The organism is Acinetobacter sp. 226 (assembly GCF_048147925.1).
In the GTDB taxonomy this organism is placed as follows: domain Bacteria; phylum Pseudomonadota; class Gammaproteobacteria; order Pseudomonadales; family Moraxellaceae; genus Acinetobacter; species Acinetobacter pecorum.
In genome coordinates, this window is sequence record NZ_JAYWYX010000036.1 from 1 (window position 1) to 18,952 (window position 18,952).

Genomic DNA, 18,952 nt, shown 5'->3' on the forward strand with positions numbered 1-18,952 from the left:
ACCCATGTGAGAGTAAGTCATCGCCAGCTCATTATTCAAAACACCCCCGGTCTAAAGGCCGGGGGTGTTTTTTTATGTGCGGGAATTTATTGAAAGATAAGTAGAAACTCTTATTAAATGTGATTAATAAAAATATAAATAACGTGAAAAGTATAATTAAATTAAGCTAGCTTTATGTTACTAGCACTTTATTTAAAACCATTCCTGCTAAAACTTTAGTCCAAATTTTTTAAAATTACTTAACTTGGTATGTTTTGCAGTAGACAAAGTAAAAATAATCATCCATTTTGTATACAAAAGTGAATGACCATTCATTTTTTCATAGAATAAAAAAGCTCACAATTGGAGGTGAGGAAAAATGACAGCAACAACGGTAAATGTGAATGCTGTAGTGGATGAGGCAAAGTTTAAACCTTTTCATTTAAAGATCGTACTCTGGTGCGTATTTGTCGTGATTTTTGACGGTTATGATTTGGCAATTAACGGTGTTGCTTTACCGCTACTGATGCAAGAATGGAATATGACGGCAGTTCAAGCCGGAATGCTGGCCAGTACTGCTCTGGCAGGCATGATGTTTGGTGCCATGTTTTTCGGTATGCTGGCAGATAAAATTGGACGAAAAAATGTCATTCTGATTTGTGTAACCTTGTTCAGCGGATTTACGTTCTGGGGTGGTTTTGCCTCTAATCCGACTGAATTCGGTATCCTGCGTTTCATTGCAGGTTTAGGTATTGGCGGTGTATTACCCAATCTGGTTGCACTCACTTCTGAATATGCGCCACAAAAAATGCGTAGTACTCTAGTCACCACCATGTTTAGCGGTTATGCGGTGGGTGGTATTATGGCGGCCTTGCTCGGTGCCTGGTTAACCCCAAGTTTTGGCTGGGAAATCATGTTCTACATTGCCGGAATTCCATTATTAATTATTCCGGTTTTATGGTTCTATTTACCAGAATCTTTAACTTTTCTTGTTAAAAAACAGCAAAATGACAAGGCCAGTAAAATTGTTCAGCAGATCAGTCCTGAGCAAAATGTTACCGCTCGTACCCAGTTTGTACTAAATGAAGTACACGCACCTGATGCTTCAATTGCTGCCCTGTTCAGACAGGGGAGGAGCATGAGTACTTTATTATTCTGGTGCTGCTTCTTTATGTGTCTGCTGATGGTTTATGCATTGGGTAGTTGGTTACCAAAACTGATGATGGCAGCGGGTTATTCTCTAGGTAATAGTCTGATGTTCCTGATGGCCATGAATATTGGTGCAGTGATTGGAACTATTGGTGGCGGTATTCTGGCTGACCGTTTCCATCTGAAACCGGTCATCATTGGCATGTTCCTGCTAGGTGCAGTTTCACTGGTCGGATTAGGCTTTAACTCTCCACAAGCCGTGATCTATCTGCTGGTTGCCGCTGCTGGTGCTTCAGCGATTGGTAGTAGTATTCTGCTCTACAGCTTTGTAGCCCAGTACTATCCACTGTCAATCCGTTCTACAGGTATTGGCTGTGCTTCAGCAGTCGGTCGGGTAGGCGCCATTGTGGGGCCGATTATTATTGGATTCCTGTTGGGTATGGAGTTGCCACACAAAATGAACTTCCTGGCAGTTGCAATTCCAGCCATTATTGGGGCAATTTCAGTCGCTCTGATTGTACGCAAAGATCTGAACGCGGAAAGAAATGCGGAAACATTACTTTCCAAACAAAAACTGAATTCGGTTAAAACCTAGTCACTTTTTGCCAATCACAATGACTTAAACTTCTATTGGATGACAAAAGCCCCTTCGATAAAAGGGGCTTTTGCATACAGTTCATAAAGAATTGAATAAATCAAAAAATAAATAATTCAAACACCTGTTATAAGTTCAGTTTAATTAAAATTACAATTATTCGAATATTCAGTAGTTTATCTTAATGAAAACGTGATATATCACGCAAAAAAATGGTATTGAAATATGCATAGCAGAATATCAATTAGTCTTATTGTGCCTCAAATTCCACTTGCGTATATTGCTAAAACTTGAATATTCACTCGTATATTCAAAAGGATTTTACGGACAAGTACTCATGGGAGATGAGAACGATGACAACGGAAACAGTAGATATAAATTCTGTAGTCGATAATGCGAAATTCACGCCTTTCCACTTCAATGTAGTTGCTTGGTGTTTACTCATTATCCTATTTGATGGCTACGATTTAGCAATTAATGGTGTGGTTTTACCGTTATTGATGCAAGACTGGGGCTTAAGTGCAGTGCAGGCCGGAATGCTTGCAAGTACCGCACTGGCCGGCATGATGTTTGGTGCGATGATCTTTGGTTCCCTAGCGGACAAGATTGGTCGCAAGAAAGTGATCATGATCTGTATTGTATTATTTAGTGGTTTAACTTTTGCCGGTGGCTTTGCTTCAAACCCAACCGAATTCGGTATTTTACGTTTTCTTGCCGGCTTAGGTATTGGTGGTGTCATGCCAAACCTGGTGGCATTGACGTCTGAATATGCCCCACAAAAAATGCGCAGTACGCTGGTGACCACCATGTTTAGTGGTTATGCAGTCGGTGGCGTAATGGCCGCATTATTGGGCTCATGGTTTACCCCAACTTTTGGTTGGGAAATCATGTTCTTTATTGCGGGTATTCCCCTGTTTTTATTGCCAGTGATCTGGAAATTCCTGCCTGAATCACTTGCCTTCATTGTGAAACAGAACAAGCAGACGGAAGCGCGTCGCATCGTACGTCGCCTGGAACCAAATCTGAAAGTCACCGAGAACACGACTTTTACTTTGCCGCAGGAAAATGTGCCTGAAGCCGCTAATGTGGTGAGCTTGTTCCGTCGTGGTCGTGCGGTGAATACCTTACTGTTCTGGGTCGCGTTCTTCACTTGTCTGTTAACCATGTATGCGCTGAGCAGCTGGTTACCGAAGTTAATGATGGCGGCAGGCTACTCGATGGACAACAGTCTGATGTTCATGATGGTGATGAACGTTGGTGCGGTTGTGGGTATTGTCGGTGGCGGTATTCTTGCGGATCGTTTCCACCTGAAACCGGTACTGATGTTCCTGGGTATGATGGGTGCGATTGTGATGAGCTCAATGGGCTTTGCATCTAACCAATTCTTACTTTACATCCTGGTGTTCCTGGCCGGTGCAGCGTCAATTGGTTCACAAATGTTGCTATATAGCTATGTTGCGCAGTTCTACCCACTTGCGGTACGTTCGACAGGTATTGGCTGGTCTTCTGCGATTGGTCGTATGGGAGCGATTGTAGGGCCGATCCTGATTGGTGGCTTACTGGGAATGAACCTGCCAGCCTACTTCAACTTTATGGCAGTCGGTTTACCGGTTCTGATTACTGCAATTGCTGTTGCGTTAATCATGCATGACAATGAGCCTGAGAAGATTGGTTCAATTGAACCCGCAGTATCTAAAGCTTAAAGCTAAGTTTTTAAATAAGAAGCCTCCGAAAGGGGGCTTTTTTATTATTATCATTAAATGATAAATTTTAAAAATATTAAAAAAGTGATAAATAAATGAACCTAAATGATCGTTTTAAGAAGTTTGCGGATTCTGAATATGAATCGATAGATGATATACAGGATATTAAATTTATAGGGCGTAAGGCAGATTATTTTGCTTTTGAGCGCTCATGGATTTTGGAAGTCAAATTTTTAGAAAAAGATAGACAGAGTACAATTAATGACTTTACAAATGATCAAGTAGATAAAGATCAGGATTTCCCAGAATTTTTTGGGACTGTACATATTGAAGAGTTGATCCAAAAACATAAAGATCCTAATTTTATTAGAAATAAATTATGTGATTATGCCTCTCGAAATTTGCGATCACTTCTTTCATCAGCAGATAAACAAATCTCTGAAACTAAAAAAGCTATAGGAAAAGATGATTGCACAGGGATATTAGTTCTTCTAAATGAAAGAAATGATTTTCATGATCAAGATTTTATTTACCAAGAAATAAGTCGTCTATTACATAGAAAAGATGAACAAGGCAATATTCAAAGAAAACATATACAGGGTGTATGGTATATCCATGAATATAAAGAAAATAATAAAAGAAATGTTTTCTCTAGTTTTTTAATGGGTCCTACAGCTAATATTGAGTCAGTTAAATCATTAGGAAATTTTTTGCACATGGATTGGATTAGTTATAATGGATATGCTTTTATACCCTCAGACTTAAAATAAATCTTGAGGTAGATTCTATGCAATTCGACTCATTCTCCCCAATCCCTGAAGATGATGACGAATTACATCTTCCTGAACTGGTGTACTGGGCATCTTTAGGTGACGTTGAACAAGTCGAGCAGGCGCTACAGGAAGGTCTGGACGTCAACTCCGCCGACGAAGAAGGCTATAGCGCCTTACAGGCCGCTGCTGAAAATGATCATCTGGAAGTGGTTAAACTCTTGGTTAGCAAAGGTGCAGATATTGCCCATCGCAGTCCAAATACTGCTTTAGAGCTGGCTGAAATGGCAGGCAACAAAGAGGTTGTGGCTTATCTGAAAAGTCTGGCTGGTGGTGTCTGAATATAAAAAAGAACCTCAATGCTGAGGTTCTTTTTTATTGGTAGGAGCTTAAGCAGCTTCATCTTCAAGTTCTTTTAAAATGGCTTCATTAAAGGCCGGAATATCATCCGGATTACGTGAAGTAATCAGTACCCAGTCGCCGGTATTGCAACGATGAACTTCTTCATCGACCCATTTCGCGCCAGCATTTTCCAGATCCAGCTTGATACTCTTATATGAAGTCAGATTCTTATCTTTAATTCGATCTGCATCAATTAAGGCCCATGGCCCATGACAGATCGCGGCAATCGGTTTGTGATTGTCGGCAAAATGCTGAATGATTTTCTGCGCATCCTGATTGATTCTTAGAGTATCCGCGTTGACTGTACCGCCTGGAATCACCAACAAATCATAATCATTCAGATCGACATGGTCGAAACTGGTATCCGGCGTATATTGGGTAGCAGCTTTGGTATCACCTTTGACAGTGGCGACATCTTCATTTTTTTCTGCGGCATGAATCACTTCAAAACCTTTGGACTTTAAAAAATTTAAAGGCTCAGTCAGTTCATCATGTTCAACGCCTTGATTGGATGTAATAAAGAGGACCTTTTTTACCATGATTGCTGTTCCCAAAAAATGTGAGGATTTTTAGCTTAACAACAAGCAGATTTTTACAATGTTGGAGTTTTAACTCGGAACTGTTAAGCAATGATAAATAAAGCAATGTATATGAAAAGGAATATGCAGAAAAAAAGCCCCGACATCCTGTCGGGGCTTTTCCGTATCTCGTGATTTAGGTATAACTCCTGTCGTACCTCACGTCCTGGTGTTGCGATGTTATTCTTGTTTTTAGGTCTTCTTGGAGCATCCTGCTCTCTATGTTTATAAGATAATATACATCCCGACAGGCTACTAGCAGCAGATTACGCTTATCAATGTACGCTTTGGCTTACAACAGCGCAGAGAAATTGAGCTGTGTAGACTGAAGCAGTGGCATGTCATTAAAAGTGTACATCCAGACCCATATAAGGACCTCTAAATTCCAGCTGTAAATCTGGTCGTTGATCCTGTTCAAAATCCACCTGCATCATGCGATAACCGACTTTGGCCCCGACATCGACCAACAGATTATCAATAAAGTCATATTGCAGTTCGGCCTGTACATCGGTTTTTTTGCTATCACTGCCATGCGTGTAAATGGCCTCGGCTTTGGCACTCATACCGGTAAATGGCAGTTTTACGCCAACTGTTGCATAGAGTAGCGGACTGTATTCATCCAGATCATATTGGTTCAGAGCACCTGCATTCAGGTTTCTCACCGTACCATCCAGATTGCTAAGACCAGCACCAATATCGGCATGTACTACGGTATCAAGTAGTTCGTAATACAGAATATAGTCAATGTTATTCAGCTTGATATCTGCGGCATTGGCAGGCGAGCTTTGTTCGCTGTTACTGTCCAGATTGACATATCTGATTTTCGCATTTGGTAGCAAGGGTACAGGATGCTCCACAGCAACAGATAGCTGTGCGGTACCTTGCCGATCCAGTTCATGCTTGAAATTGTTGTCTTGACTATAGCCATCAAAATTCCAGTAACTAAGATCAGCTTTTACGCCAATCACATCTGCATGACTGAATGAGCTGAGTCCAAAACCTAATAATAGTGAGGTGAGTATGTTTGCGCGCATGGCTCTATTTCCTTATAGCTTGCTTCAAATCGGGCCGGTCTGTTACTTAAAAACATCTTCTTTATATGTCTGAGCAAGTGCATGATATAGAGAATTTCAAAAATGTATATCCTTGGATGTTGAAGGACGAGAAGATGGTATCTGTAGAAGCAAAACAGCATAAAGATTATGCATTATATGTCGCCGGTCAGGCTGTTCAGACAGGGGAATGGCTGGAGGTTAAACATAAATATAGCCAGAAGCTGTATGCACGTGTCGCCCTGGCAGATGCCAGCACGCTGGAACAGGCAATTCAGTCTGCGACAGATGCTGAAACCGAGATGGCCGCATTAGAGCCGTTCCAGAAACAGAAAATTCTGCTGCACTGTGTGCGACGTTTCCGCGAAATTCATGAAGAACTGACTGAAATCCTGATTGCAGAGGGCGGTAAACCACGTAAAGCTGCAGAAGCTGAAGTAGAACGCCTGATCAATACCTTTCAGATCGCAGCAGATGCCGTGACCCAGATGGATCAGGGACGCATCCTGCCGTTGGCCGTCACTGCGGCAGCTTCAGGGTATCAGGGAATGGTCAAACAGGTGCCGATTGGTGCGGTGTCTCTGATTAGTCCCTTTAATTTTCCCTTGAACCTGACTGCGCATAAAATTGCACCTGCGATTGCAGCCGGATGTCCTTTTGTACTGAAACCGGCAAGTTTGACTCCAATTTCTGCGCTTAAAATTGCCGAGATTCTGGCAGAAACTGAGTTGCCTCATGGGGCATTTTCAGTTTTACCCTGTCCACGAGAACTGGCCGATGTGCTGGTCACCGATGACCGCTTTAAATTACTCAGCTTTACCGGCTCTGATGCAGTGGGCTGGGACATGAAAGCCCGTGCCGGCCGTAAAAAAGTTACCCTGGAGCTGGGCGGCAATGCTGGAGTGATGATCGAGCCAGATACAGAGATTAATGATGCACTGATTAGCCGCCTGATCGGTGGTGCTTATGGTCATGCCGGACAGGTATGTATCAGTGTGCAGCGGATTCTGGTACATCAGGATATCTATGATGACGTGAAACAGAAAATGGTAGCCAAGCTGAAAACGCTTAAAGCAGATGATCCGAATCTGAGCACGACTTTGGTGGGGCCGATGATCAAGAAAGCCGAAGCCAAACGGTTAGAAGCATGGCTAGATAAAGCCGTGAAAAAAGATGCAAAAATTCTGGCTGGTGGCAAACTGGACGAGGTACTGTTCGCACCGACCTTGCTGGAGAATGTGGATCAGAATCTGGAAATCTATCGGGATGAAGTCTTTGGTCCAGTGGCCATGATTGAACCTTATACCGATTTTGAATCCGGTATTGCCTGTATCAACTGCAGCCGTTTTGGCCTGCAGGCCGGGGTCTATACCCAGAATCTGAACAAGATGCTATATGCCTGGGATCATCTGCATGTCGGTGGTGTCATCATCAATGATATACCGTCTTTCCGGGTGGATAACATGCCCTATGGCGGGGTAAAAGATTCGGGTCTGGGCCGTGAAGGGATTCAGTCCGCCATTCGCGACATGCAGGAAGAGCGCATGCTGGTCATTAAAGCTTAAGTTCAGCATGTTCATTGCCCAGATCGCAAGCCGGGTGGTTTTTCAATCGGGTGATGGAGGTCTGGGGCTATTGCATAATCTTAAATTTCAGGCCGGAGCAGGGAAAGACTCTGCTCCATATATACTTCCACCAGAAAAAGGGGCTTCATCCGTAGAGATTTGTAGCGCTTAAACACAGAGTATTAAACAGCGATTTATCTTGATGACAGGAAAAGCTTTAAGAACCATAAGTCTGTAGTAAAACTTAATAAAAAATATATTCCAAAAAGTTTGTCAATATATAACATTAAAAATAAAGTCTTTTCCGTAGAATTATTGAGCAATTAATTCAAACAGATTATAAATAACGAATATTTTGAGCAGAATTTACAGAAAAAATTTACAAAAGTCAGTATTGTTAAATCATCTACAAGGTCAGTTTTTCGATCAGACTTTAAGCAAGCTGTAAGACCTGCTGACCTGTTTGTATATTAGAATTCGACACCCACAAGGTGCCCTCTAATTCAAACACCCAAAATTATTGAAATGCTTCTTTTTTTGCTTGCGCTATAACCATAACAAGCAGCATCTGAAGGAGTTAAAAGTTTAGGTGTTCTATGACAGAAACTCGTGAGAATTGGTCCGCACGCTCGGGATTTATTATTGCAGCGATTGGTTCCGCCGTTGGTTTGGGGAATATCTGGCGTTTCCCTTATGTGGCCTATGAAAATGGTGGCGGGGCATTCCTGATCCCTTATCTGATTGCGATTTTCGCAGCAGGTTTACCTTTACTATTTTTAGATTACGCAGTCGGACACAAGTTCCGCAAAGCGCCGCCTATGGCCTACAAGAAACTCATGAATGCCGAATCCCTGGGGTGGTGGCAGGTCATGGTGACGCTAGTGATCGGGATTTACTATGCCAGCGTATTGTCCTGGGCCGGCAGTTATATGTTCTATTCCTTTGGACAGCAATGGGGTACAGATACCCAAGCCTTTTTCTTCAACTCCTACCTGCAAAATGGTGAAGGTCTGACCTTAGGTTTTGTGCCTACACTGTTCTTTGGTCTGGTGGTGGTCTGGGCTGCAGTTATGTTGATTCTTTACGGTGGGGTACGCCGTGGAGTAGAGCTGGCCAATAAAATCTTTATGCCATTGCTGGTGGTTTTATTTTCCATTCTGGTGATTCAGGCAGTGCGCTTACCGGGTGCAGTTGATGGCTTAAATGCTTTCTTTACCCCGAACTGGGAAGCCATGACCAACTATAAAGTCTGGCTGGCCGCTTTTGGTCATATCTTCTTCTCACTGTCGGTGGGCTTTGGGATTATGTTGACCTATGCCTCTTATTTGAAACGCAAAACTAACCTGACCGGTTCGGGAATCGTGGTGGCACTGGCCAACTCGTCTTTTGAAATTCTGGCGGGTATTGGGGTATTTGCAGCGCTTGGTTTTATGGCGTTCAGTTCAGGTGCTAAAGTTGAAGATGTAGTGTCTGGCGGTATTGGTCTGGCCTTTATTGCATTCCCGAAAATTATTTCCAGTTTAGGGGCAGGTGGTGACCTGTTTGGCTTCCTGTTCTTCGCGTCATTGACGGTTGCCGGTATTACCTCGATGGTGAGTATCCTGCAAGTTCCGATCGCGGCATTCCAGGACAAACTGGGCTGGTCGAAGAACAAGTCAGTCACAATCATTGCGGGTGGTTCGGCGGTCATTTCTACCCTGATGTTCTCGACGCATAGTGCCGTTACCTTTGTCGATATCATTGATTATTTTGCCAATAATATTGGTATTGTCGGTGGTGGACTGGTATCGATTATTCTGTTGTCGTGGTTCCGCCGTCCATTGATGAAACAACTGGAAGACCATGTTAACCAGTTTGCCAGCGTGAAGCTGGGACGCAGCTGGAATTTCATGCTGACCTTCGTCACCCCTTTGTCTTTATTACTGGCACTCGGCCTGACTCTGAAATCGATTATGACCGAAGGTTATGGTGATTATCCTGCCAGTACCTTGTGGCTGGTTGGCGGAGGCGTCATGGCATTCTTTATCCTGGGCGCCATTTTGTTAAGTCTAGTCAAAGACCGTCGTAGTTAGGAGAATAAATATGAATACATCTGCACTGATCATGATGATTTTCTCCATCGTTCTATTATGGGGAGGGCTGGTACTGGCGGTTATTCATCTGGCAAAAAATCCGGAAGAACCAGAAGACTAAAAATCTTGACATAAACCTACATTTACAAGCAACGGAAGTCATTATCATCTTTGATGATAATGACTTTTTTAATGGCTGATGCTTTGACATGATTTCCGTTTCAGATGGACAAGTCTATACAGCTTTTGCCGTGACTTTTTTGGCCGGTCTGGCTACCGTAGTGGGGGGTGGACTGGTACTGTTCTTAAAAAAACCCAATTTCCGCCTGCTTGCTTTTGGTCTGGCCTTTGCTGCCGGTGCCATGGTCTATGTTTCTTTAACCGAAATTCTGAATAAGTCGATTGCGTCCTTCACTGTGGATTTTGGTGAAAAAACCGGTTTCGCCTTTGGCACTTTTGCTTTTTTACTGGGCGTGGTGCTGGTGTTATTGCTGGACCGCTTTGTCCCGAATCCGCATGATACTATTGAAACCCAGTCTGCCAAGGGAGTCAGTTCACAACAGTTACTGCGTACTGGCATGCTGACCCTGTTTGCGATTAGTGCCCATAACTTGCCGGAAGGACTGGCAACATTTTTTGCCACTCTGGAAAGTCCTGCTCTGGGTGCACCTCTGGCGGTCGCGATTGCGATTCATAACGTGCCAGAAGGTGTGGCGATTGCCTTGCCGGTCTATATGGCCACCGGCCGTAAAGATTATGCTCTCTGGGCCAGCCTGGTTTCGGGACTGGCCGAGCCTCTGGGTGCAGCCTTGGGATATTTTATTCTGGCGCCTTATATGAATGAAACGGTCTATGGCCTGATTTTTGGCGTGATTGGCGGTGTGATGGTTTATCTGGCGCTGGATGAATTATTGCCGACGGCAAAACGCTATTCTGAAGGGCATGAAACAGTCTATGGATTGGTGAGCGGCATGGCTGCCTTGGCTACTAGTCTGGTAATTTTTAAATTTATTCAATAAGTCTGATATTCCCTGAATTACGACCCATAAAAAAAGGCAGCTTAGGCTGCCTTTCATTTTAAACATATGACTTATGCCGTTTTTTCTATACGGCAATAGAAGAAGCCATCGCCTTGATCTGCTTTCGGCAACAACTGACGACCATGAATCTGCTCGATGCCCCAATCGGCTTCGATCTTGATTTCTTTGACATCGGCATGGGTATTAAAAAACTCGACCATCTGCTGTTCGTTTTCGGCTTTCAGAATTGAACAGGTGATGTAGAGCAAAGTACCACCGACTTTCAGTTGCTGCCACATATTTTCCAGAATCTGCTTTTGCAGCTCAACCGTTTTCGGAATATCGGTAGACTGACGCAGTAAACGGATATCCGGATGACGACGGATCACACCAATTGCAGAACACGGTGCATCGAGAACGATACAGTCGACAGGCTCCGGAGCTGTCCAGGTGATCGCATCAGCCGCAATAATTTCAACGTCGGCATATTCAGTTAACAATAGACGTTCCAGATTTTCTGCCACACGGACTAAACGTTTGGCGTCCTGATCAATGGCATACAGTTTTTTCGGGCTATATTTTTCCAATATATGCGCGGTTTTACCACCCGGAGCGGCACAGGCATCGACCACGACTTTGCCTTCAAGATCAGGCACTAAAGTCGCGCAAAGCTGGGCATGTTCATCCTGAACCGAGAAACCGCCGGCTTCATAGCCTGGCAGGTTCGGAATATGCACATTCTGTTCCAGAACGATGCCAACTTCAGAAAGAGTGCAGGCACGTGCCTCATAGCCTTCTTCTTCCAGAATTTCCAGATATTCATCACGGCTGACCTGATTGACATTGACACGCAAAGTGAGCGGTGCAATCTGTTTCAAGTCATGTGACAGCTCGGCAAGCTGTTCCGGCCAGTCTTTCTTTAAACGCTTGTAGAGCCAGCTTGGCAGGCCATGCGCCTGATTTAAAGCCAGGTCAAATTCTTCTGTTTCACGTGAAACACGACGCAGTACCGCATTGACCAGACCGCTTAAAGGTTCAAAGCCCAGTTGTTTGGCAGCAGTTACGGTTTCTGAAATCGCAGCATGTGCCGGAATACGGGTACATAGAATCTGGTACAAACCCAAATATAAGCAGCTCTCTAGAGCCTGGTTATCGAGAGGTTTGGTTAACAGCGGCAGGGTGATGGCTTTAAGGCCATGCCACTGACGTAAACAGCCTAGAGTTAACTCGTGATAAAGACCACGGTCACGCTCAGACACGATGTTGATATGTTGATTAAGTACAGAAGCAAGTGATTGACCATTTTGTACAGCCAATAGCGTTTTTACAACTTGCGCGCGCAAATTCAAGTTTTTAGCTGATGATTGAATTTGGCTCATGCGAATTTATATCCTACCGATAGTTTTTGAGTTTGATTAATTTGAACAGCATTCAGGGCTTTGCCGCCTGGCCATTGCAGATTGGTGATGCAAATGGCATGTTGATCGCCACACATCACATGTACGCCGTCTTTATCCAGGGCAATCACTTCACCAGGCAGGGCATTGCTTGCATTTTGCGTGGAAAGTGATGAATTCCAGATGCGTAAATTGTTGCCGTCATCCAGTGGGGTGAATGCCACCGGCCAGGGATTAAAAGCACGAATATTACGGTCAATGGCTGCTGCAGGCTGGGTCCAGTCAATTTGTGCTTCGGCTTTTGACAGTTTATGCGCGTAAACCGTCAGGCTTTCATCCTGGACTTCGCGAGTCTCAAGATAGTGCTGTAAGGTCTGTTCCGATTCAAGCACGGCCACAATCGCCTCAGCACCTTGCAGCGCCAGTTTGTCATGCAGGCTGGCAGAAGTATCCTCGGCAGTAATCGGACATCGTGTTTTATACATCATATCCCCGGTATCCAGACCAGCTGCCATTTTCATAATGGTCACACCCGTTTCGGTATCGCCGCTAGCAATCGCGCGCTGAATCGGGGCTGCACCGCGCCAGCGTGGCAACAGTGAACCGTGTATATTCAGGCAACCATATTTTGGCGTATCCAGAACCACTTGTGGCAGGATCAGACCATAAGCCGCCACCACCATCACATCTGCATTTAAAGCTTTGAGTTCCGCCTGTGCCGCCAGACCTTCTTCAGTCGATGACTTGAAATGTAAAGGCTGATAGACCGGAATATGGTGTTCAAGCGCCAACTGCTTCACTGCAGAGGCCGTAAGTTTTTGTCCACGTCCAGCCTTGCGGTCAGGTTGGGTATAAACCGCCACAATTTCATGATTGGTTTTGAGCAGCGCAGCCAATGCAGTCGCTGCAAATTCTGGTGTGCCTGCAAATATGATCTTCACACATGAAATTCCAAATAAACTTAAAGCGTATTATAAGCCAAAAGCCAAATTTCAGCCTAATCCTTACCAAAACTTATCGAATAGGGCCTGTGAGTGCTTGAATTTCAGTGGAATTTTTATATAAAAAAAACTCATGCAAATTGTAAAAATTATTCATGAAAGTTTTGTATTGTCGCAAGGGTGATGGCGTTATAGTAGATTTCATCCAGAAATTTTTATCGTCAGATCGCCAAAACCTCTCTATAGACATTTTTGCCTGCATCTACATCCAAAAGGCCATCTGGTAAAACAAGGGCTTGTAGTATGATAGGTTTAAAATTCAACTGATTTAAGCTCCTTGTCAGTATGATTTAGCCAGAGTGGATCTGTCCGATTCATTGCAAGCTCAAACTTTGTTGGAAGTATAAAATGCCTGACTATCGTTCAAAAACATCGACACACGGAAGAAATATGGCTGGCGCACGCGGTTTATGGCGTGCCACCGGTATGAAGGATGAAGATTTCGGTAAACCGATTATTGCGGTAGTGAACTCCTTTACCCAGTTTGTACCGGGTCATGTACATCTCAAAGACCTGGGTCAGCTGGTGGCACGTCAAATTGAAGCATCAGGCGGTGTAGCAAAAGAATTCAATACCATTGCGGTGGATGACGGAATCGCGATGGGACATGACGGCATGCTGTATTCATTACCTTCACGGGATCTGATTGCAGACTCGGTTGAGTACATGGTCAATGCACATTGTGCCGATGCCATGGTGTGTATTTCGAACTGTGACAAGATCACCCCGGGAATGTTGATGGCCGCGATGCGCCTGAACATTCCAGTGGTATTTGTCTCTGGCGGTCCGATGGAAGCGGGTAAAGTCAAAATCCGTGGTAATGATAAAGCGATTGACCTGATTGATGCGATGATTGTAGCCGCAGACGACAGCTATACCGATGAAGAAGTCGCAGAGTATGAACGTTCTGCATGCCCAACTTGCGGTTCATGTTCAGGCATGTTTACTGCCAATTCCATGAACTGCCTGACTGAAGCCTTGGGTCTGTCACTTCCAGGTAACGGTTCAACTCTGGCGACGCATGCCAACCGTAAAAAACTGTTCGAACGTGCGGGTCAACTGATTGTTGAAATTACCAAACGTCATTATGAACAGGACGATTACAGCGTACTGCCACGTTCAATTGCCACCAAAGCCTCCTATGAAAATGCCATGACCCTGGATATTGCCATGGGTGGTTCAACCAATACCGTATTGCACCTGCTGGCTGCAGCGAATGAAGCTGGTGTGGACTTCACTATGGATGATATCGATCGTCTATCCCGTAAAGTACCTGTACTGTGTAAAGTGGCACCGGCGAAGCAGGACGTGCATATGGAAGACGTACACCGTGCTGGCGGGATCATGTCAATTCTGGGTGAGTTGGACCGTGCAGGTCTGCTGGATACGTCTGTACCCACCGTTCATGAAGCAACGTTGAAAGATGCCTTGGATAAATGGGACATCATTCGTACTGATGATGAAGGAGTGTATCAATTCTTCAAATCAGCTCCAGGTGGTGTACCAACACAAACTGCATTCTCACAAGACCGTTATTATTCACGTCTAGATGGTGACCGTGAAAATGGGGTGATCCGTAATGCAGAACATGCCTTCTCTCAGGACGGTGGTCTGGCTGTACTTTACGGTAACATCGCGCTCGATGGCTGTATTGTAAAAACTGCGGGTGTAGATGATTCGATCCTGAAATTCAACGGTACTGCACGTGTTTTTGAAAGTCAGGATGCTGCGGTAGACGCGATTCTGGGTGGCAAGATTACTGCAGGTGATGTGGTGGTGATTCGCTATGAAGGTCCACGCGGTGGGCCGGGCATGCAGGAAATGCTGTATCCAACCAGCTACCTGAAATCGAAAGGTTTAGGTAAGGAATGCGCACTGTTAACTGATGGCCGTTTCTCTGGCGGCTCATCAGGTCTGTCGATTGGACATGTATCGCCAGAAGCAGCTGAAGGCGGTGCAATTGGTCTGGTTGAAGATGGTGACCGTATTGAAATCGATATTCCAAACCGTACCATTCACCTGGCTATTGATGACGCTGTCATGGCAGACCGCCGTGCAGCACAGGACGCTAAGGGCTGGCACCCGGTAGAGGAGCGCCCACGCAAAATTTCGAAAGCCCTGAAAGCATATGCCATGCATACCACCAGTGCGGCAAAAGGTGCGGTACGTGAAATCTAAGCTGTAAATTTTTATAGCGCAAGAAAGCACTCCAGACGGGGTGCTTTTTTTATACAAGAAACTATGTTTAGACTTGCCAAATTTTGCCCAGTGGAGTGCGACAGGAAGTCGCACGTTTGCCCGTATGGCAGCGGAACAGCGACATCCATGTCGCTTGGTCATGTGATTCAAATTTTTAAGGATTCATCAAAATGTTTTTCTGTAGGCGAATTTCTTTTACATACTGAATGCTTTCTATACAATGACCTTAAAATAAATTGTCCAAGACCGACGCTTAAAATTGGTCATCGCCCAGGAAGAAAATAATGAGTAAAGATAATATCCGCGAGCATTCAGCCCCCGTTTATGAAGGCATTGAAAATGCACCGGCGCGATCCATGATGCGTGCTACCGGTTTTAAAGATGCTGATTTTGATCGGCCATTCATTGGGATTGCCTCAACCTGGGCCAATGTCACACCATGTAATATGCATATTGATGGTTTGGCCAGAACTGTCGAGCAGGGCGTGAGTGCTGCGGGCGGCAAGGGTATTATCTTCAATACCATTACCATTTCTGACGGGATTTCCAACGGTACGGAAGGGATGAAATATTCATTGGTATCGCGTGAAATTATTGCCGATTCGATTGAAACTGTGGTTGGCTGTCAGGCCTATGATGGGGTTATTGCGATTGGCGGCTGTGATAAAAACATGCCGGGCTGCATTATGGGACTGGCTCGTCTAAACCGCCCCGGTCTGTTTATTTATGGCGGTACCATCAAACCCGGTGAAGGTCATACCGACATGATTTCGGTATTTGAAGCGGTAGGTCAGTATGCCAAAGGCGAAATTAACGCGATTCAGGTCAAGCATATTGAAGAAGTATCCTTGCCGGGTCCGGGCTCCTGTGGCGGCATGTATACGGCCAACTCGATGGCCTCTGCAATTGAAGCACTTGGCATGAGCCTGCCGGGTTCCTCCGCGCAGGAAGCAGTTTCGGAAGACAAGCAAATCGACTGTGCCCGTGCCGGTGAAGCAGTCATGAATCTGTTGCGACTGAATATCAAGCCACGTGACATCATGACCAAGGCTGCTTTCGAAAATTCGATCAAGGTCTTGATTGCACTGGGTGGTTCAACCAACGGGGTACTACATCTTTTGGCCATGGCGCATACCGCAGGGGTGGAACTAAGCCTAGATGATTTCGTGCGGATTGGCAAAGATATTCCGGTGGTGGCCGATGTGCGCCCATCAGGTAAATATTTAATGTCAGAACTGATCGCGATAGGCGGGATTCAACCACTGATGAAGCGCATGCTGGATGCCGGCATGCTGGATGGGTCCTGTTTAACGGTCACAGGTAAGACGCTGGCAGAAAACCTAGCCGATGTAAAAGATTATCCGGAAGGTCAGCAGATCATTTTACCTTTTGACAAGCCGGTAAAAAAAGACTCACATCTGGTGATTCTCAAAGGTAACCTGTCACCAAAAGGCGCCGTGGCGAAAATTACCGGTAAGGAAGGCTTGCACTTCAAAGGGCCGGCACGTGTCTTTGAAGGTGAGCAGGGTGCGATGCGTGGCATTCTGGATGGCGAAGTCCAGCCGGGTGAAGTAGTGGTGATTCGTGGCGTCGGCCCTAAAGGTGGGCCAGGTATGCCAGAAATGCTGAAACCGACTTCTGCGATTATTGGTAAAGGCCTGGGTGATTCAGTGGCATTAATTACCGACGGACGTTTCTCTGGCGGCAGTCACGGTTTTGTGATTGGTCATGTGACGCCAGAAGCCTATGAAGGTGGCCCGATTGGGCTGGTGCAAAATGGCGATGAAATTTCGATTAATGCCGAAACCCGGGAAATGACCTGGCATGTGGATGAACAGGAGATTGCAGCACGTCAAGCGACCTGGACCAAACCTCAGCCAAACTATACGCATGGTGCGCTGGCCAAATTCGCCAAACTGACCTCAGGTGCAGAAACCGGAGCAGTCACTGACCTGAATCTTGATCTCTAATCTATTGTTAAACATTGAACATTTGCTTATGACTTGATATAAGTTTTTACACCATGCAGAGCTTTGGTTCTGCAATTTTAAAAATAGATTATTCTGTGCAGCTGCTACTGTATGGCGCTGTGCACAGTCATTCTTGTCGAGGCCGATCTCATGTCCCTGTTACGCCGTTGGTTTGATCCAATCCGATCGAGTTGGTTTTACCAAAAACCGACCCGTCAAACGGTGTTGTCTATTGAAGATGGGCTGAGTATCCATTTAAGACTGGACGATGTGTACAGTTATCTGGCGGTACAGCAGTTGCCCCAGCTCGAAGAAATTTTAAGTCCGGCATTAAAACCGCTAAAAGTGATCATTTCCAGTGAGCATGCCGAACCGCCGAACCAGATGTCTTTTGATGAATGGCAGCACTACACGATTAATGATGCCAAGATCTTGTCGAAACAGCATCGCTTCAGTTTTCACGACACACCGGAATTACCGAGTGCTGAGGCCTTAAAACAGGCCGAACTGATTTTGCGCTATACACCGCTGCGGGGACAAGATTTTCTGTACTTGCTGGAAGATGTATTCCATATGCTCTGGCAGAAGCAGACCGGAAAGTTGCGCACCCTGTATGTCATGGCCAGTCGCCATCATCAGCCACAGGATTTTCCCGAACGTATTTTTGACCAGACGCCCATACTGGCCAGCTATTTTAATTTAGGCGGACGCCAGTATCAGGCAGTCGATGACCTGTTGCGTCTCACCCGGCGTCTGGAGCAGCAAAAACTGCTGACCGGTAATCCGATTTTTATGATCGATCACATTGAATGGCGTGAGCATCTGATCAGTGATGCCGAAGAGCTGAACGAGATCCAGTCGATGGATCCGGAACTGGACTTGTATATCGCGCTGGAAGATCCGATTTCCTGGCTATTGCTTGCCTACATCAAGGAAGAGCTGGCGGATTTTTATAATATCCAGCTGAATGTCTATCCCTTGTCCTATCGTGGCCGGGACAAGTTTGACTGGAGTCTGGCTACTCGTTTATCCAAACGGACTGATGTTAAATTCACCCCGTTCTGCCGGCCGACCGAGCAGGCAATCGTACCTATGGCCCAGTTATTTTATAGCTGTCCTGAAGAACAGCGGATCGAGGCTATGTATGAGATTTTGCAAGCCGTGTGGACCCAAGGGGCAGACCTGTCTTATGCGCCACATTTCAGGCGTTTGCAACAGCAGTTAAATATTGTGGAGCTGACCCAGGATGATATTCTGGCCAAGTTGCAGGATAACGACATGCTGTGTGAAATGAAGTCGCAACCAAACTTTCCAGTGCTGGAATTACGCATAGATGATCAAAGTTATACATTTAATAGCTTATATCGGGTCTGGATGATTGAAAGTATTTTCAGTAATGTGTTAGAAGAAAAGTATAAGAGTAATCTCTGCACACGACAAAAAAATCATCCCCACCCGATTTTCATAGGTTTAGGGGTTAAAAAGCTAACTAACTGTCGAA

15 protein-coding genes are annotated in these 18,952 nt (G+C 45.1%); 11 read left to right on the forward strand and 4 right to left on the reverse strand.

The features are described 5' to 3' along the window. Nucleotides 1-358 precede the first annotated feature (358 nt). The 4 genes from VXP95_RS14095 (at nt 359) to VXP95_RS14110 (ending at nt 4,537) form a co-directional block, all read left to right on the forward strand. Nucleotides 359-1,723, forward strand: a complete 1,365-nt coding sequence (locus tag VXP95_RS14095; RefSeq protein ID WP_416712253.1) for an MFS transporter — start codon at nt 359-361, stop codon at nt 1,721-1,723. A 353-nt stretch (nt 1,724-2,076) separates the two neighbouring features. Continuing rightward, nucleotides 2,077-3,426: an aromatic acid/H+ symport family MFS transporter gene (locus VXP95_RS14100; protein ID WP_416712254.1), complete on the forward strand. Its 1,350-nt coding sequence runs from the start codon at nt 2,077-2,079 to the stop codon at nt 3,424-3,426. Nucleotides 3,427-3,521: 95 nt separating this feature from the next. Further along, nucleotides 3,522-4,196: a hypothetical protein gene (locus tag VXP95_RS14105; RefSeq protein ID WP_159516523.1), complete on the forward strand. Its 675-nt coding sequence runs from the start codon at nt 3,522-3,524 to the stop codon at nt 4,194-4,196. Nucleotides 4,197-4,213: 17 nt separating this feature from the next. Next, on the forward strand, nt 4,214-4,537 hold the full coding sequence (locus VXP95_RS14110) for an ankyrin repeat domain-containing protein (protein WP_064096851.1): 324 nt from the start codon (nt 4,214-4,216) through the stop codon (nt 4,535-4,537). Nucleotides 4,538-4,585: 48 nt separating this feature from the next. On the opposite strand, the gene VXP95_RS14115 is transcribed toward VXP95_RS14110, so the two are convergent. Both VXP95_RS14115 and VXP95_RS14120 read right to left on the reverse strand, forming a co-directional pair. Then, entirely contained in the window at nt 4,586-5,137 is a 552-nt protein-coding gene (locus tag VXP95_RS14115) for a type 1 glutamine amidotransferase domain-containing protein (RefSeq protein ID WP_064096852.1), read from the reverse strand. 383 nt (nt 5,138-5,520) lie between these two features. Continuing rightward, on the reverse strand, nt 5,521-6,210 hold the full coding sequence (locus VXP95_RS14120) for a TIGR04219 family outer membrane beta-barrel protein (RefSeq protein WP_416712255.1): 690 nt from the start codon (nt 6,208-6,210) through the stop codon (nt 5,521-5,523). Nucleotides 6,211-6,344: 134 nt separating this feature from the next. Here VXP95_RS14120 and VXP95_RS14125 point away from each other — a divergent pair, with 134 nt between their 5' ends. From VXP95_RS14125 to zupT, 4 genes are all read left to right on the forward strand, one after another. After that, complete coding sequence (locus tag VXP95_RS14125; protein ID WP_416712256.1) at nt 6,345-7,793, forward strand: aldehyde dehydrogenase family protein; 1,449 nt, start codon at nt 6,345-6,347, stop codon at nt 7,791-7,793. 596 nt (nt 7,794-8,389) lie between these two features. Further along, a complete protein-coding gene (locus tag VXP95_RS14130; protein ID WP_416681038.1) occupies nt 8,390-9,865 on the forward strand; it encodes a sodium-dependent transporter in 1,476 nt (491 codons plus the stop codon). 10 nt (nt 9,866-9,875) lie between these two features. Then, entirely contained in the window at nt 9,876-9,986 is a 111-nt protein-coding gene (locus VXP95_RS14135) for a methionine/alanine import family NSS transporter small subunit (protein WP_081406379.1), read from the forward strand. An 88-nt stretch (nt 9,987-10,074) separates the two neighbouring features. Further along, complete coding sequence (zupT, locus tag VXP95_RS14140) at nt 10,075-10,884, forward strand: zinc transporter ZupT (RefSeq protein WP_416712257.1); 810 nt, start codon at nt 10,075-10,077, stop codon at nt 10,882-10,884. Between the two features lie 71 nt (nt 10,885-10,955). Here the strand turns inward: zupT and rsmB are convergent, their stop codons facing one another. Together rsmB and fmt are read right to left on the reverse strand one after the other, a co-directional pair. Then, nucleotides 10,956-12,263, reverse strand: a complete 1,308-nt coding sequence (rsmB, locus tag VXP95_RS14145; RefSeq protein ID WP_416712258.1) for a 16S rRNA (cytosine(967)-C(5))-methyltransferase RsmB — start codon at nt 12,261-12,263, stop codon at nt 10,956-10,958. Continuing rightward, entirely contained in the window at nt 12,260-13,222 is a 963-nt protein-coding gene (fmt, locus tag VXP95_RS14150; protein ID WP_416681036.1) for a methionyl-tRNA formyltransferase, read from the reverse strand. Before fmt ends, rsmB begins: the two co-directional genes overlap by 4 nt. Nucleotides 13,223-13,630: 408 nt before the next feature. Here fmt and ilvD (VXP95_RS14155) point away from each other — a divergent pair, with 408 nt between their 5' ends. From ilvD (VXP95_RS14155) to VXP95_RS14165, 3 genes are all read left to right on the forward strand, one after another. Next, nucleotides 13,631-15,460, forward strand: a complete 1,830-nt coding sequence (gene ilvD, locus VXP95_RS14155) for a dihydroxy-acid dehydratase (RefSeq protein WP_416712259.1) — start codon at nt 13,631-13,633, stop codon at nt 15,458-15,460. A 305-nt stretch (nt 15,461-15,765) separates the two neighbouring features. Beyond that, nucleotides 15,766-17,451, forward strand: a complete 1,686-nt coding sequence (gene ilvD, locus VXP95_RS14160; RefSeq protein WP_416712260.1) for a dihydroxy-acid dehydratase — start codon at nt 15,766-15,768, stop codon at nt 17,449-17,451. A gap of 150 nt (nt 17,452-17,601) precedes the next feature. Beyond that, nucleotides 17,602-18,952: hypothetical protein (locus VXP95_RS14165; RefSeq protein WP_416712261.1), on the forward strand; the 1,351-nt coding region annotated here is incomplete at its 3' end.

Bases quoted from the DNA above. Each gene is read 5' to 3' on its own strand.
- VXP95_RS14095 (WP_416712253.1), top strand. From the start codon at position 359: ATGACAGCAACAACGGTAAATGTGAATGCTGTAGTGGATGAGGCAAAG.
- VXP95_RS14100 (WP_416712254.1), top strand. From the start codon at position 2,077: ATGACAACGGAAACAGTAGATATAAATTCTGTAGTCGATAATGCGAAA.
- VXP95_RS14105 (WP_159516523.1), top strand. From the start codon at position 3,522: ATGAACCTAAATGATCGTTTTAAGAAGTTTGCGGATTCTGAATATGAA.
- VXP95_RS14110 (WP_064096851.1), top strand. From the start codon at position 4,214: ATGCAATTCGACTCATTCTCCCCAATCCCTGAAGATGATGACGAATTA.
- VXP95_RS14115 (WP_064096852.1), bottom strand. From the start codon at position 5,137: ATGGTAAAAAAGGTCCTCTTTATTACATCCAATCAAGGCGTTGAACAT.
- VXP95_RS14120 (WP_416712255.1), bottom strand. From the start codon at position 6,210: ATGCGCGCAAACATACTCACCTCACTATTATTAGGTTTTGGACTCAGC.
- VXP95_RS14125 (WP_416712256.1), top strand. From the start codon at position 6,345: ATGGTATCTGTAGAAGCAAAACAGCATAAAGATTATGCATTATATGTC.
- VXP95_RS14130 (WP_416681038.1), top strand. From the start codon at position 8,390: ATGACAGAAACTCGTGAGAATTGGTCCGCACGCTCGGGATTTATTATT.
- VXP95_RS14135 (WP_081406379.1), top strand. From the start codon at position 9,876: ATGAATACATCTGCACTGATCATGATGATTTTCTCCATCGTTCTATTA.
- zupT (WP_416712257.1), top strand. From the start codon at position 10,075: ATGATTTCCGTTTCAGATGGACAAGTCTATACAGCTTTTGCCGTGACT.
- rsmB (WP_416712258.1), bottom strand. From the start codon at position 12,263: ATGAGCCAAATTCAATCATCAGCTAAAAACTTGAATTTGCGCGCGCAA.
- ilvD (WP_416712259.1), top strand. From the start codon at position 13,631: ATGCCTGACTATCGTTCAAAAACATCGACACACGGAAGAAATATGGCT.
- ilvD (WP_416712260.1), top strand. From the start codon at position 15,766: ATGAGTAAAGATAATATCCGCGAGCATTCAGCCCCCGTTTATGAAGGC.